The sequence below is a fragment of the Sphingomonas sp. SUN039 genome, from assembly GCF_024758725.1.
GTDB lineage: Bacteria > Pseudomonadota > Alphaproteobacteria > Sphingomonadales > Sphingomonadaceae > Sphingomonas_O.
On sequence record NZ_CP096972.1, the window covers coordinates 1718570 to 1732700 of the forward strand.

The following is a 14131-nucleotide window of genomic DNA, read 5'->3' on the forward strand; positions in this document are numbered from 1 at the left end:
CGGCGTAGCCTCGCTCGTACGTCCTGCGAGGAGTGCGACCATGTCCGCGACCGTTTCGACACCGAAGGAAAGTGGCGCGCTGCCCGTCCGTAAAATTACCACTGCCGATCTCGACTGGGCGCTGCGCGAGGGTTGGAGCGATTTTCAGGCCAAGCGCGGCGACCTGATTTTCGTGGCGCTGCTGTATCCCGCCATCGGCTTGATCGCGGCGGCGTTTGCGCTGAACGATGCGGCGCTGCCGCTGGTCTTCCCCTTTGCGGCAGGCCTGTCGATCTTCGGCCCTGCTGCGGCCTCGGGCTTTTACGAGCTGGCGCGACGACGCGAGGCGGGCCTCGAATCGAGCTGGCGGCACTTTTTCGATCCGATGCGGGGCAAGCAGGGATCGACGATCCTGATGCTGACGACCGGCCTCGGCGTCCTGTTCCTGTTCTGGCTCGGCGCGGCCTATGCAATCTATGCCGCCACGATGGGGCCGGATTTCCCGACCGGCGTCGCGAGTTTCCTGCGCCGCGTCTTCACCACGCCGCAGGGGTGGACGCTGATCGTCCTCGGCAATCTGGCGGGCGCGGTGTTTGCGGTCGTGACCCTGATGACGACGCTCGTCTCGTTCCCGATGGCGGTCGACCTCGATGTCGATCCGGGGCATGCGGTCGAAACCTCGCTGCGCGCGGTGTCGGCAAATCCGGGGCCGGTCGCCGGATGGGGCCTGCGGGTCGGCATCCTGCTCGTGCTCGGTGCGCTGCCGGCGTTTATCGGGCTGGCTGTGGTGCTGCCGACGCTCGGCTATGCGACGTGGCACCTCTACACACGGATGGTCGAGCGCTAGATCAGCGCAACACTCTTCGCCCAGCCGAGAAACAGTTCCGGCCATATCCCGACCGGCTTGCCGATGGCTTTGCGCAACCCGAACCCGTGGCCGCCATTGGCAAACAAATGCGTCTCCACCTTTATGCCCTTTGCCTTGAGCGCATCGCGAAACATCAGGGTGTTGGCGACCGGCACGACATCGTCGTCTTCGGCATGAACCAGAAAGCATGGCGGGCTGTTTGCGGCGATGTTGAGGTGCGGGGAATGTGCCGCCTCGAGCGCATCGTTATCGTCGATCAGCAGCTTGCGCGACCCCGGATGCGCGTTCTTGCGGTCCATCGACACCACCGGATAAATCGGCGCAGCGCAGAACGGGCGCGGAGACAGCGCGTCGGCGGCATCGACCGGCGCGTAAGTCGGGGCCGCAAAACGCGCGACCAGATCGGTGCAGACATGCCCCCCCGCCGAAAATCCCATCGCGCAAACGCGTTCAGGATCGACGCCATAGTGCGTGGCGCGCTGGCGGATCAGCCGCATCGCCCGCTGCGCGTCAGACAGCGCAACGTCCGGCCCCGCTGCCCAGCCTTCACCCGGCAAACGGTAGAACAGGACGAACACCGTGAACCCGCGCGCCGACAGCCAGCGGCCGAGTTCATAACCCTCTTTGTCGATCACCACCCATTTATAGCCGCCCCCCGGCGTAATCAGCACCGCCGCACCATTGGGGACGTCGGGCCGGAACACGACCAGTCGCGGGCGCGAAATGCCGAACACCGCGCGGTCGGTGAGTTGCGGGTCAGTGCTGCGCTCGTTGACGGTTTCGACCAGCGGCACCTTGGGCGCGCCCGGCGCACCTTTAGGCCACAGGTCGATGGTCTCGACCGGTTGAGGCAGCCCTGCGGGCAGCGCGCCGCTCTTGACCGGCGGCGGCGTCTGCGCCGAGGCCCGCGCCGCGAGGCTCGCCGCGAGCGTTGCCCCCATCAGTGTCCGTCGATCGATCATGGCAACGCCTCGTAACGAAAGTTCGAGAACCGCGCGGCACCCGGTCCCGCCGCATAGAGCGCGGGGCGCAGGCTCAGGAAATCGCCCGCGACATTATGGTGATAGCCGCTGACTTCCATCTGCACATCGAACTTGTCCCATGCGGCATTACCATCGGACCGCGTGTAGATCGTCACGATGTTGCGGTCGTTGACCAGCCTGATTTCCAGACGCCGCAACGGCACGATGCTCTTCGCGCGCGGGCGGCGGACGCCATAGCGCTGCATGACCAGCCCGTCCGCCCCGAAACCCAGCCCCGCATAAAGCCGACGGCTGTAGAAGAGCAGCAGCCCCGCCTCGCAACTGCCCTCCAGCTCGATCCCGACGCTGATCGCATAGCGCTGGTCGCCCGCGATCGCGCAGACCGGCGAACTGTCGGCAGGGCTCGTGCCCTTCCCTGCCAGGCGCATTGCGCCCGGCATATAGCTTACCCGCGCGGCCTCGTTCGTGGCGGGGTCGTAGAACGCCCAGAGGGCGCCGAACCGGTCGCGGCCGAAATTATCGCTCAGGGGCTGTCCGTGCTGCGCGCCGCCTGCCCGTTGCGGCATCGTCAGCGGCTTCGACAGATCGCCGCCGCCCGGACGCGGCCAGCCATCGCGGCTCCATTCGACCGGCGCGAGCAGCATCTGCCGCCCCAGGGTCCAATAGCCGTTCTCATAGCCATGGAGGACCATCCACCACTTGCCGCCCGGCCCCTCGAACAAGGTGCCATGCCCGCGCGACCACCATTTCTCGCGCGGCGATGTCGTCCGCATCACCGGATTGCCGGGATCGTTCTCCCACGGGCCGTCGAGCGAGCGGCTACGTGCGACAATCACCATATGGCCGGTCGGTGGCCCCGCGGTCCCGCCGACAGCGGTAATCATGTAATACCACGCGCCGCGCCGCACGATCTTCGGCCCTTCGGGCGAGAATCCCTCGACGACCCAGTCGGCGGGGTAACGCCAGGGGTCGTAAACATGTTCGACCTTGCCGACGGTTGCGAGACCGTCGGGTGTCAGCCGCACCCGGTCGCCACCCGACAGAAACAGCCAGCGGGTGCCGCTTGCGTCGACGGCATGGCCGGGATCGATATGGTCGGGCAGGTTCAGATCGACCGGTGCGCTCCACGGTCCCTCGATCCGGTCGGCGGTAATGACATAGATCGACCGGCGCGACGGACTGCGCGCTGGAATGTAGCAATAATATTTGCCGCCATGCTTGATCAGTTCGGGCGCCCACACCGACCCGATGGGCGTGGTGAGCGCGGCAGTTACCGGCGTCCAGTTCACCAGATCGCGGCTGTGCCAGATGACGATACCGGGATAAGCGTCGAAGCTCGAGAAAGTCAGGTAATAATCGTCGCCGTCGCGCAGGATCGTCGGGTCGGGGTGATCGCCCGCGAAGACGGGGTTGAGGAACCGCCCGTTGCCGAGATCGGCCTTGCGCTGTCCCTCATACCCCGTCCCCCAGCGCATCCCCTCATAGGGGTCGAGCGACGCCGTCGCCCGACTGCCTTGCGCGTGCGACCCGCAGGGCAAAGACAGTGTCAGTCCCGCCGCCCCGGCTCCCACTAATCCGGCGCGGCGGGTAATCACGCGCGCAGCCTACATCTTGAACCGCGCACCGAACAGGATCGTCCGACCGAAATGGTTGTTCTCGTAGTTCCGGTCGGCGTCGAAATCGGTGTAGCGATAACGATAGGTGTCGAGCAAATTGGTGCCCTCGACCGATAGTTCCATCCAGTCGGTGAACTTGTAACGGATCGACGCATCCACGTTCCAGGTTGCCCCATAACCCTCGAACACGTTGCCCGTGCCCGAATTCGCATCGATGTACCGGTCACGATAGCTTGCCGAGGCGCGCGTGCTGAACTTGCCGTCATCATAATAAAGCGTGGCATTATAGGCCTTCTTCGAAACACCGAACAGCGTGGCCGTCCGCACGGCGTTGGTCAGCCCGCCGCCGGGGACCGTGGCCGGACCCTGCACGTTGTAGGTCGCGGACGAATCGATGAACGTCGCATTGGCGAGAAGGCCGAAGTTCTTGAAGAAGCCCTCCTTGATGAAGGTGCTGAACGGCAATTGCAGCGCAAGCTCGACACCCTTCAGCGTCGCGCCCGTCCCGTTGACGTTGGCGGTGATCGTGTAAAGCTGGTTCGGGTCGAAGTTGATATAGGCGGGCGAACTGGTCGGCAGCGCCTCACGCGGCAGGCCGGTCGAGGCATAAGTTGCCGTGAATGCCTGGCTGATCGGGAAGCTCTCGACCTTTTTGATGAAGCCCGCGACCGACAGGATCGCGCCCGGTGCAAAATACCATTCGGCCCCGAGGTCGAAATTGGTCGCCCGGTACGGATTGAGCTGCGGATTGCCGTACGTAATCCGGAAGTTGAACCCGTCGATCGTCCCGCCCGGCGTCAGATTGCCGAGCGACGGACGCGTCATCACCTTCGCGATAGCACCGCGGATAATGAAGTTGCGCGACGGATAGAACGCCACATTGAACGACGGCAGCCAGTCTTCGTAGGACCGCTCGACCGTCACCGTCGCCCCGCTGAGCACGCCGGTCGAACTCTGTTCGGTGCGCGCATAGCGGATGCCGGCATTGCCTGCATATTCGAGGCCGAACAGATCGCCCTTCACGTCGACCTGGAGGTAACCGCCCTTGGTCGTTTCGGTGACCGAACGGGTGTTGCCCGCATCGACCGTCGGTGTGCGGCTGTACAGACCGGTAAAGGCCGCAGCAGCGGGCAGGTTGGCGATCAGGAAACTGCTGGTCGTCCCCGCAGGCTGGCCGCCATTGCCGATATTGAACGTCTCCGACAACGCGGCGGTTACCGGGAAGCCATAGATCGCCGTCGCGCCGAACAGGGCGGAGGGCGAACAGGCAATCGTCCCTGACGTGCTGGTGACGAGGCTGGTCCCGCCGTTGCCGCACACGACGGTATCACGCAGGAAGCCGACCGTGTCGAAATTGAACCGGCGATAGACGGCGCCCGCCTTCAACGTGAACCCTTCGACGACGTCCCATTCGGTCCGCAACTGAGCGGTGCGGAACTTGTTGGTCACGTTCGACGGACGGTCGCGAATTTCGGCAAGCTGGAACACCGTCGGATCGGTGACGCTGGTGCCGAAGGTCAGCTTCGGCGTCGCCATCGTGCGATAGTCGTACGAATATCCCTGCGCGTCGCGATCGTCGAACAGGATCGTCGTTTCGACCGGAATATCGGCGTTGGACTTCGACGCGCCGAGAAGCAGGGTAAAGCGGAACTTGTCGCCCAGCTGCTGGTCCCAGGTGCCGCCGATCTGGTAGAAATCGGTCTTCGACTGGCGCAGATAATGTTCGGTGCGGACGTAAACATCGTTGAGCGTTGCCGCGATCATGTTGTTGTTGGCGTCATAGACCGGATTGACCACGTCGATTGGCCGCTCGAGCGTCCGCAACAGCACTTCGCCCCACTTCTCCTCGCGGGCTTCCTTGAACCGCGAATAGAGGCCGTCGATCGAAATCTTGGTGCTCGTGGTCGGCTCGAACTGGATCGATCCGGTCAGGCCCAGCCGTTCGCGGTCATGGCCGATCTCGCCGTAACGCGGGATGCGCGGGTGAAAGGCGAGCGCAGCCTGGTCGCATGCGGCATTGCGCCCGACAGTATAGACACCGCCTGCGTTGGGCGAGCCGATGCCGCTGGTTGCCGTTGTGGTGAAGCACGGTGCGCCGTTGACGCTGTCGAAGCGTGCCTGTGCCCAGCGCACGCTGTTGTTGCCGAGCTCAAGCGTCTTCACCTTCGAATAGGCGGCCGAGAACGACGCCCCGAAGGTGCCATCCTCGTTACGCCAGCTCAGCAGCCCCGCCACGCGCGGCCCGAGCTTTTTCGACAGGTCGTTGTACGATCCGACGACCGACAGCGCGCCGCGCAAGCCCGCCTTGCCCGCCAGCGGGTTGCCGGTGTTGAGATCGACGACCGCGCCGAGCGAACCTTCGTCGAGCGACGCTTCGGCAGTCTTGTGGACGACGATGCTGCTGAACAGTTCGGACGCGAACACGTTGAAATCGAATGCACGGTCGCGGTTCGACGACGCACCGTCGGTCGATGTCGCGACGGTCTCGAGGCCATTGACGCGGACGCGCGTGAACTGGGCACCCAATCCGCGCACAGTGATTGCACGGCCCTCGCCCGCATCGCGCTGGATCGAAATACCGGGAATGCGCTGCAGCGACTCGGCGAGGTTCTGGTCGGGGAATTTGGCGATATCTTCGGCCACAATCGCATCGACCGCGCCGACCGAGGTGCGTTTCAGATTGAGCGCGGCTTCGAGCGAGGCGCGAAAGCCGGTGACGACGATTTCTGCGGTGTCCGATTCGGGTTCGGCAGCGGGCGCTGCTGCCTTGGGGGCCGGGGTCTGCGCGAACGCGGCGCTCGTGCCGAACGCGATAAGCGCCGTCGATCCCAGCAACAAGGTGGCGGTACGCCGGACAGTGCTCGTCATTAGAAACCTCCCCAATTACCGGTTATGACACCGGTGTCTTTTTCAATCGACCTTACAGGGGCCTCGCTGCTCTTTTCCTGGCGGAAATGAACTTTCAGCCCCTCGAATCCCATGATCGTTGCCTGTTGCGGCAATCGATTTTCCGGCAGACTTGCGTCTAAGTAACCGGTGTCATAAGGTTTAGCGACGAGTGCACGCCGATGTCAAGACGGCGGTTTCAGGAGAGCGAAGATGCGGCTGGGTGTGACATTTTTGGCGGCGCTTGCGCTTGCATTGCCGAGCTTTGCCGCCGCGCAGCAGGCCAGCTTTCCCGGCGCGGTCGGCTGGGCCGCTACCACTGTCGGCGGGCGCGGCGGTCGCATTATCCGCGTCACGACGCTTGCCGCCGATGGCCCGGGCTCTTTCAAGGAAGCCGTTCAGGCCAAGGGGCCGCGAATCGTCGTTTTCGAAGTCGGCGGCGTGATCGACCTGAAGCGGACAACACTCGAAATCCGCGAGCCATATCTGACCATCGCGGGGCAAACCGCCCCCTCGCCCGGCATCACGATCATCAAGGGCGGCATCGACGTTCACGGCCACGACGTCGTCATCCGCCACATCCGCGTCCGCACCGGTGCCGACAACCAGCCCAAACGCAGCGGGTGGGAGGCGGACGCCTTCTCCACCGTCGGCGCGTACAATGTCATTATCGACCACAACACATTCAGCTGGGCGATCGACGAAAACATGTCCGCCAGCGGCCCGCGTTTCAACGGCAAGACGCCCGACGAATGGCGTGCCAACACCAGCCACAACATCACCTTCTCGTACAATCTGGCGAGCGAGGGTCTCGCCGATGCGAGCCACCCCAAGGGCGAACACAGCAAGGGGTCGTTGATCCACGACAACACCTCGAACATCCTGTTCTACCGCAACATCTGGGCGCATAATCAGGAGCGCAATCCGCTGTTCAAGGGCGGCGCACGCGGTGCCGTGATCAACAATCTGATCTACGATCCCGGCGAGCGGGCAGTGCACTATAACCTGATGGCGCTCGAATGGGGCAGCTACCCCTATCAGAACGGCCAGCTGAGCGCGGTCGGCAACGTCCTGCGCGGGGGCGTATCGACGGCGGTCGGCCTGCCCTTCCTCACGCTCGGCGGCGATGGCGATCTCGAATATTACGGCAAGGACAATATCGCGGTCGACAAATGGGGCGCGCCGCTGCCGATGTTCGGCCGATATGGCGAGACGCGCGCAAAGCTGATTGTCAGCAAGACTCCGGTGTCATGGCCTGCCGGCATTGCCGTCCTGCCGGTGCGCGACGTGGAGACGCATGTGCTGGCCCACGCCGGGGCGCGCCCGTGGGACCGCGATGGCGACGACATCCGCGTGCTGTTCTTCGTCGCGGAAGGGCGCGGGACGATCATCAACGACGAGAAGGACTGGAGCGCCTATCCGGTGCAGGCCGAAACCCGCGCGCCCTTTGTGGACGGCGACTGGGATCTCGCAACGATGGAGCCAAAGTCCGGCCTGTATCCGGGGCAGAAAGGCCCGATCCAGGAAAAGCTCAGCCCCCGCGACGCGGCGATGCGGCAATAGGGTCAGGTGCCCGGCTGAATATACGGCACGACCCCGAACAACGCCCGCTCGCGCCCGCGCGGGTTGCTCTCGACCCGCGAGTCGGTGTCGAAAACCATCGTCTTGCGCGCGGTCAGGTCGTAAGCAGGCCAGCCGGGATTGCCGGTGCGGGCAAAGCGCACGAACGCGGCCATCATCCGGTCGCTCATCGCCTGTTGCGCGGGGGTCATGTCGGGCTTGGTCCCGAATACGAGGCCGATGTCGCCGGTGTGCATCGCTTGCTCGAAATCGAGTTGATAGACGAACGCCGGGACGCCCGCCTTCGCGCGTTCCTCCGCCTCGATCACCTGCCCGCGCCAGCTGCGTCCCGCTGTCGTCGCCTTGATAAAAATATCGGCAGGCGAGAGGTCGGGATACCAGCCGCCATAGGTCCGCACGACCATCTCGGGGTCGATATCGACGCGCAGTTCCGGTCCCATGCGCGCTGCAATGTTCGACCAGTCGAGTCCGCGCAGCTTGGGATGATCGGGCGGAAAGAACGCGCGCGTTTCGGCGATGCAATTGCCCATCATCATCGGGATGCTGTTGCCTTGCGGCGCGGCATCGGGCCAGAACGGGTGGCGCAGCAGATTGCGCCTGTCGAGCACCGGCCCGAAATACAGCCCGCCCCCCATCACCGGATCGACGGTATCGAGCGCCGCGACCAGCGCCTCGACCGGCGCGGTCACCGGATCGAAGCCCAGCCTCGCCAGATACGCCCGCGCGCGCTTCTCGGCATTGAGCGGCCCCGACGCCGTCACCTGCTGCCCGCTCATCGTGATCGCCTTGTGGAACAGCCCCTTGGCGGCGGGCATCGCCATCAAGGTCGCGATCTTCGCGCCGCCGCCCGACTGGCCGAACACGGTGACATTATGTGGATCGCCGCCGAACGCCGCGATGTTGCGCTGCACCCATTGCAGCCCGAGGATCAGATCGAGCTGCCCGACATTGCCACTGTCGGGAAATCGCGGATCGATTCGCCCCAGCGAGAGATAGCCGAACGCGTTGAGCCGGTGATTGACGGTGACGACGACGACATCGCCGCGTTCGGCGAGCGCCGCGCCGTCGTTAAGAGGATCGGTGACCGACCCGTTCGAATAGGCACCGCCGTGGATATAGACCATGACGGGACGGGGTTGGCGGACGTAGTGATTTGGCGTCCACACATTCAAGAACAGGCAGTCCTCGGACTGCGGTACGTAGCGGCTCCCCTGTTGCGGAGAAACGGGACCAAATGCCGAGCGCTCGACCACTACATCTTCACCGAAAGCCGTCCGGAAACTCGCAAGCGCAGCCTCAGGCTGGTTTTCGTCTATCGCAAATCGGAGTTGCGGAATTCGATCCCGCGTGGGCGCCGCTGGCTGGAACCGCCGGTCTTTCGTGTCTTGCCCGTAACGGATGCCGAGAAACGCAACGGCTCCATCATCCGTCGTGGCGTTGGCGCTTCGTGCGGGCAGTTTGATCAGCACACGGTCCGAGCTTTGCACCGGCTCCGCTGCTATCGCTTTTGCTGCTACTAGCGTTGCAAGGCTGCCGATAACAGCGCGACGGCTGAAATTGCTACCGCCGGACATCCAGCCCGCCTGCGTTGAACGCATCGATATCGGCCTGCCCGAACAGACTCGCGTCGCCCGGCAGCGAGTGTTTCAGGCACGTCAGCGCAAGCCCCGTTCGCGCCATCCCCTCTGCATCGCCGCCGCCCAGATGCGCGTGGAGCACACCCGCCGCAAAGGCATCGCCTGCGCCGATCCGGTCCACGATCCCGCTGACCGCGATCTCCTCGGTCTGCGCCGCCCTGTCGCGCGTATCGACCCGCGCGGCGATGCGGTGGCAATCGGCATCGACGACATGGCGCGCGGTCGAGGCGATGATCTTCAAACCGGTGAACGCTGCGAAGGCAGCATCTGCCGCCTCGCGCCGCCGATCGGGGCCGTCACCGGAAAAATCGCGGCCCAGCACCAGCCCGATATCGCGGTGGTTGCCGAACAAAATGTCGGCCATGCCGATCAATTCGCCCAGTACCGCCTTGGGGTCGCTGTCCCAGCTTTCCCACAGCATCGCGCGGTAATTGCCGTCGAACGACACTGGCACGCCCAGCCGTTTCGCCGCGCGCGCTGCCGTCAGCGCCGCCTCCGCAGACTGCGGCCCGAGCGCGGGCGTGATCCCCGACAGGTGCAACAGCCCCACGCCCGCGAGGTGCGTATCCCAGTCGAACTCATCGAAAGACGCGTCTGCAAAACTCGACCCCGCACGGTCGTACACGATTTCCGACGCGCGCAGCCCCGCGCCGACGCTGAGGAAATACAGCCCTATCCGCCCGTCGCGCATTTGTACGCCCGAACAATCCACCCCCTGCCCGCGCACCGCCGCTACCGCGCCGCGTCCGAGCGCATTGTCCGGCACCGCGCTGACCATTGCGGTTGCATGCCCCAGATTGGCAAGCCCGATCGCGACATTGGCCTCCGCGCCGCCGACGTGCAGCGCAAGGCTCGGCGACTGCATCAGCAACTCGCGCCCCGGTGCGGTCAGCCGGATCAGCAACTCCCCAAAGGCGACAACCCTGCCCGTCACCGCGCCAGCCACCCGCCGTCCACCGCGAGGATATGCCCGTTCACATAGTCCGACGCCGATGACGCGAGGAACACCGCCGCCCCGCCCATGTCATCGGGACTGCCCCAGCGTCCGGCGGGAATGCGGTCCATGATCGATTTGTTGCGCTGCTCGTCCGACTGGAGCGCCGCCGTATTGTTCGTCGCGATATAGCCCGGCGCAATGGCGTTCACGTTGATGCCCTTGGCCGCCCATTCGTTGGCGAGCAGCTTGGTCAGCCCGGCCACCCCCGATTTCGACGCGGTATAGCTCGGCACGCGGACGCCGCCCTGAAAGCTCAGCATCGAGGCGATGTTGATGATCTTGCCGTGCCCGCGCGCGATCATGTGCTTCCCCGCGGCCTGGCACAGGAAGAACACCGATTTGAGGTTGGTGTCCACCACCGCGTCCCAGTCGGCCTCGCTGAAATCGACCGCGTCGGTGCGCCGGATGATGCCTGCGTTGTTGACGAGGATGTCGATCGCCCCCAGCTTTTCCACAGCCTCGTCCACAACCCGCTGGACAGGTTCGATGCTCGACAGATCGGCCGCGATGAACACGCCGCGCCGCCCCAGCGCCTCCACCTTCGCCACCGTCTCGTCGCACGGGGATCGGCCGACGCAGGCCACATCCGCCCCCGCCGCTGCCAGCGCGACCGCAATCCCCTGCCCGATGCCGGTATTGGCCCCGGTGACGACCGCCACCCGCCCCGACAGGTCGAACGGCGCGCTCATGCGAGCTGGCAAATGTCGAGGACGTTCATGTCGGTATAATCCTGGTTCTCGCCCGCCATTGCCCAGATAAATGCATAGGCCTTGGTCCCCGAACCCATATGCACCGACCAGGGCGGCGAGATCACGGCTTCCTCGTTCGCCATGACGATGTGCCGCATCGCCTCGCCCTCGCCCATGTAATGGAACACGCGGTCGTTCGGCCCGTCGAGCTCGAAGTAGAAATAGATTTCGCTGCGCCGCTCATGGATGTGCGGCGGCATCGTGTTCCACACCGACCCGGGGTTCAACACGGTCAGCCCCATGACGAGCTGCGCCGAATCGCAGATCCCGGGAATGACGAGCTGGTAGATGGTCCGCTCGTTCGATTCCTCGAGGCTGCCGCGTGCCAGCGCATTGGCGTCGGCAATGCCCAGCTTGCGTGTCGTGAACGCTTTGTGCGCCGGGCAGGACGCCAGATAGAAGCGTGCGCCCGCACCCGAAAACACGACGTCCTTCGCGCCCATCGTGACGTAGAGGCAGTCCTTGTTGCCGAGCGCGAACGCCTCGCCATCGACGGTGACCGTGCCTTCGACGCTGCTCACGTTGACCACAGCCAGCTCGCGCCGTTCGAGGAACGGATGCCCGACCGCCGAGGGCGGCTCGGTCTGCGTGGGCAGCGCAACCGGCGCATCGCCCACTGCGACGCCGCCGATCACGAACCGGTCGGCATGGGTATAGTTCAGCACGCACTCGCCCGTGCGGAACAGCCCTGAAATCAGATAGCGGTCGCGCAGTTCGTCGTTCGACACGCACTCCATCATATCGGGATGGGTGGCGTAATAGGTGCGGTCGAACATGGCTCTCTCCGTGAAGGTCGATCTTGGTGTTTGTTGCGCTTTAGGTAACCGGTGTCATGAAGTGAAGCAAGACTCAGCTCTGCGGTGGGGCCACCGAAGCGCGCTGGATCAGCGCCGACGGAAACACCGACGGGGCCGCCGCGACCGGATCGGCATCGGGCGTATCGCTCAACAATTTATGCGCCGCCGCGCGCGCCATATCGGCAATCGGCCAGCGAACCGTCGTCAGCGGCGGCCAGAGATGCGCGGCAATCGCGGTATCGTCGAAGCCGACCACCGACAGGTCGCGCGGCACATCGAGACCGCGGGCACGCGCAGCGTGCACGACCCCCGCCGCCATCTCATCGTTCGACGACAAAATCGCGGTCGGGCGCGGGTCGGCGTCGAGCAACCGGTTCCCCGCCGCGACGCCCGAGTCGAATCGATAGCTTCCCTCCGCAACCAGCGCGTCAGGTAGATTCAGCCCCGCCGCCGACAGCGCTGCATCGAGCCCCGCGCGCCGCTCGAATGCCGAGCGAAATCCGCGCGGCCCCGCGACAAAACCGATGCGGCGATGCCCCTGTTCTATCAGGAAGGTGGCGGCCTCGCGCACCAGTTCGCGGTCGTTCGACCCGACCATCCGCTCGGGCACGTCGAGTTGCGCCGACCCCATCCGCACATAGCGGCAGTCGAGTTCGTCGCAGAGCGCGGCGAGCGCGTCGTTCTCCGAAATCGGCGGGAGCAAGACGATCCCGTGCGGACGCTGGCGTTCGAGAAAATGCCGCAGATCGTCGACCATCGTCGGCGATCCGCGGTTCACCGGTCGAACGATCAGTTCGTATTCGGTCCCCGCCAGCACCTCGAGCAACCCCGTCTGCATGCCCAGCACCATCTGGGCATTGGGATTGTCATGGACCAGCGCGATCAGGAAATTGCGGCGCAGCGCCAGCGCGCGCGCCTGCGGATTGGGGACGTAACCCGCCTTCTGGATGACGGCATCGACCTTGGCCCGCGTCGCCTCGTTCAGCAGCGGCGACCGGTTGATGACGCGACTGACCGTTTTCTTCGAAACCCCCGCCAGCCGCGCGATATCGTTGATCGTCGCCTTGCCGCGAAAGGCAGCGTCCCCGTTACTGTCGCCGATGCTGTCGTCGCTCAAACCTGCCTCCTGCACTCGACCCGGACATAGCCGGAGCAAGGGGTATCGACAATGACACCGGTTTCCTTTAGCGCAAGAGCCAGGGGAGAAAACGCACGCCATGAGCGACGCCGATGTGATGTTTGGAGCTGAGGCGACCGCGCGTGCCTTTGTCGGCGCCCGCCGTACGGCGCAGGCGCTGACCGAATATCCCGGCGAGGTGCCGGTGACGCTGGAGGAAGCTTACCGCATTCAGGATGCCGCGATCCGGCTGCATGGCGGTGCCATCGCGGGCTGGAAAGTCGGTCGCATTCAGCCGCCGCTCGATCTGCATTTCGGCACCACCCGGCTGGCCGGTCCCATTTTCGCCGACCTCGTCCACCCGGTCGCACCGGTTCGCGATGCGCCGATATTCACTGGCGGGTTCGGCGCAGTCGAGGCCGAGTTCCTGTTCAAACTGGGCACGGTCCCCACCGGACGCACCGACTGGTCGATTCCCGACGCGCTCGACTGCGTGACGGCGGTCCATATCGGCTTCGAGATCGCCAGTTCGCCGTTCACCGGGATCAACCGGATGGGACCGACGGTCACAGCGTCCGATTTCGGCAACAACAACGGCCTGCTGGTCGGCCCTGCCGTCGACGACTGGCAGAACGGCGGAATCGACAGCATGACGGTGACGACACTTATCGACGGCGCTGTCGTCGGCACCGGTCAGGCCGCAAGCTTCCCCGGCGGCTGCGGCGGCTCGATCGCGTTCCTGCTGGGCAACCTCGCCCGTCGCGGAATCGCCATCGCACCCGGCACCTGGGTGTCGACGGGGGCCGTCACCGGCGTCCATGAAATCGCGGCGGGCAGCACCGCCGTTGCCGAATTCGGCAGTTCAGATAGCATCGCATGTCGCATCGTTGCGGCAACTCCCGACACGAACTGAGGACCAGC

The 14131-nt window shown here is 64.9% G+C and carries 11 protein-coding genes; 3 read left to right on the forward strand and 8 right to left on the reverse strand.

The genetic code is table 11. The features are described from left to right. The first annotated feature begins 40 nt into the window (after positions 1–40). Positions 41–826 carry a DUF2189 domain-containing protein gene (locus tag M0209_RS08400; protein WP_258887834.1) on the forward strand — a complete coding sequence of 262 codons (786 nt, stop codon included), beginning with the start codon at positions 41–43 and terminating at the stop codon, positions 824–826. Here the strand turns inward: M0209_RS08400 and M0209_RS08405 are convergent. The 3 genes from M0209_RS08405 to M0209_RS08415 are packed head-to-tail and all read right to left on the reverse strand — an operon-like array spanning position 823 to position 6314. Next, positions 823–1809, reverse strand: coding sequence for an alpha/beta hydrolase (locus M0209_RS08405; protein WP_258887835.1), 987 nt, complete (start codon positions 1807–1809; stop codon positions 823–825). The two genes, M0209_RS08400 and M0209_RS08405, sit on opposite strands and share 4 nt — an antisense overlap. Continuing rightward, on the reverse strand, positions 1806–3422 hold the full coding sequence (locus M0209_RS08410) for a family 43 glycosylhydrolase (protein WP_408988230.1): 1617 nt from the start codon (positions 3420–3422) through the stop codon (positions 1806–1808). The genes M0209_RS08405 and M0209_RS08410 overlap by 4 nt, the downstream gene beginning before the upstream one ends. Positions 3423–3434: 12 nt before the next feature. Then, positions 3435–6314 carry a TonB-dependent receptor gene (locus M0209_RS08415; protein ID WP_258887836.1) on the reverse strand — a complete coding sequence of 960 codons (2880 nt, stop codon included), beginning with the start codon at positions 6312–6314 and terminating at the stop codon, positions 3435–3437. Positions 6315–6545: 231 nt separating this feature from the next. Here M0209_RS08415 and M0209_RS08420 point away from each other — a divergent pair, with 231 nt between their 5' ends. Next, positions 6546–7895, forward strand: coding sequence for a polysaccharide lyase family 1 protein (locus tag M0209_RS08420; RefSeq protein ID WP_258887837.1), 1350 nt, complete (start codon positions 6546–6548; stop codon positions 7893–7895). 2 nt (positions 7896–7897) lie between these two features. On the opposite strand, the gene M0209_RS08425 is transcribed toward M0209_RS08420, so the two are convergent. The 5 genes from M0209_RS08425 to M0209_RS08445 all read right to left on the reverse strand — a co-directional run bounded on the left by M0209_RS08425 (position 7898) and on the right by M0209_RS08445 (position 13210). Next, entirely contained in the window at positions 7898–9487 is a 1590-nt protein-coding gene (locus tag M0209_RS08425; protein ID WP_258887838.1) for a carboxylesterase/lipase family protein, read from the reverse strand. After that, on the reverse strand, positions 9474–10484 hold the full coding sequence (locus M0209_RS08430) for a sugar kinase (protein ID WP_258887839.1): 1011 nt from the start codon (positions 10482–10484) through the stop codon (positions 9474–9476). Before M0209_RS08430 ends, M0209_RS08425 begins: the two co-directional genes overlap by 14 nt. After that, complete coding sequence (gene kduD, locus M0209_RS08435; RefSeq protein WP_258887840.1) at positions 10481–11236, reverse strand: 2-dehydro-3-deoxy-D-gluconate 5-dehydrogenase KduD; 756 nt, start codon at positions 11234–11236, stop codon at positions 10481–10483. The genes M0209_RS08430 and kduD overlap by 4 nt, the downstream gene beginning before the upstream one ends. Then, on the reverse strand, positions 11233–12072 hold the full coding sequence (gene kduI / locus M0209_RS08440; RefSeq protein ID WP_258887841.1) for a 5-dehydro-4-deoxy-D-glucuronate isomerase: 840 nt from the start codon (positions 12070–12072) through the stop codon (positions 11233–11235). Before kduI ends, kduD begins: the two co-directional genes overlap by 4 nt. 73 nt (positions 12073–12145) lie before the next feature. Then, positions 12146–13210 carry a LacI family DNA-binding transcriptional regulator gene (locus M0209_RS08445; RefSeq protein WP_258887842.1) on the reverse strand — a complete coding sequence of 355 codons (1065 nt, stop codon included), beginning with the start codon at positions 13208–13210 and terminating at the stop codon, positions 12146–12148. Positions 13211–13310: 100 nt separating this feature from the next. Here M0209_RS08445 and M0209_RS08450 point away from each other — a divergent pair, with 100 nt between their 5' ends. Further along, complete coding sequence (locus tag M0209_RS08450; protein ID WP_258887843.1) at positions 13311–14123, forward strand: 2-keto-4-pentenoate hydratase; 813 nt, start codon at positions 13311–13313, stop codon at positions 14121–14123. The last annotated feature ends 8 nt before the right edge of the window (positions 14124–14131 follow it).

Coding starts and splice junctions, on each gene's coding strand:
- M0209_RS08400 (WP_258887834.1), top strand. CDS start 41: ATGTCCGCGACCGTTTCGACACCGAAGGAAAGTGGCGCGCTGCCCGTC.
- M0209_RS08405 (WP_258887835.1), bottom strand. CDS start 1,809: ATGATCGATCGACGGACACTGATGGGGGCAACGCTCGCGGCGAGCCTC.
- M0209_RS08415 (WP_258887836.1), bottom strand. CDS start 6,314: ATGACGAGCACTGTCCGGCGTACCGCCACCTTGTTGCTGGGATCGACG.
- M0209_RS08420 (WP_258887837.1), top strand. CDS start 6,546: ATGCGGCTGGGTGTGACATTTTTGGCGGCGCTTGCGCTTGCATTGCCG.
- M0209_RS08425 (WP_258887838.1), bottom strand. CDS start 9,487: ATGTCCGGCGGTAGCAATTTCAGCCGTCGCGCTGTTATCGGCAGCCTT.
- kduD (WP_258887840.1), bottom strand. CDS start 11,236: ATGAGCGCGCCGTTCGACCTGTCGGGGCGGGTGGCGGTCGTCACCGGG.
- kduI (WP_258887841.1), bottom strand. CDS start 12,072: ATGTTCGACCGCACCTATTACGCCACCCATCCCGATATGATGGAGTGC.
- M0209_RS08450 (WP_258887843.1), top strand. CDS start 13,311: ATGAGCGACGCCGATGTGATGTTTGGAGCTGAGGCGACCGCGCGTGCC.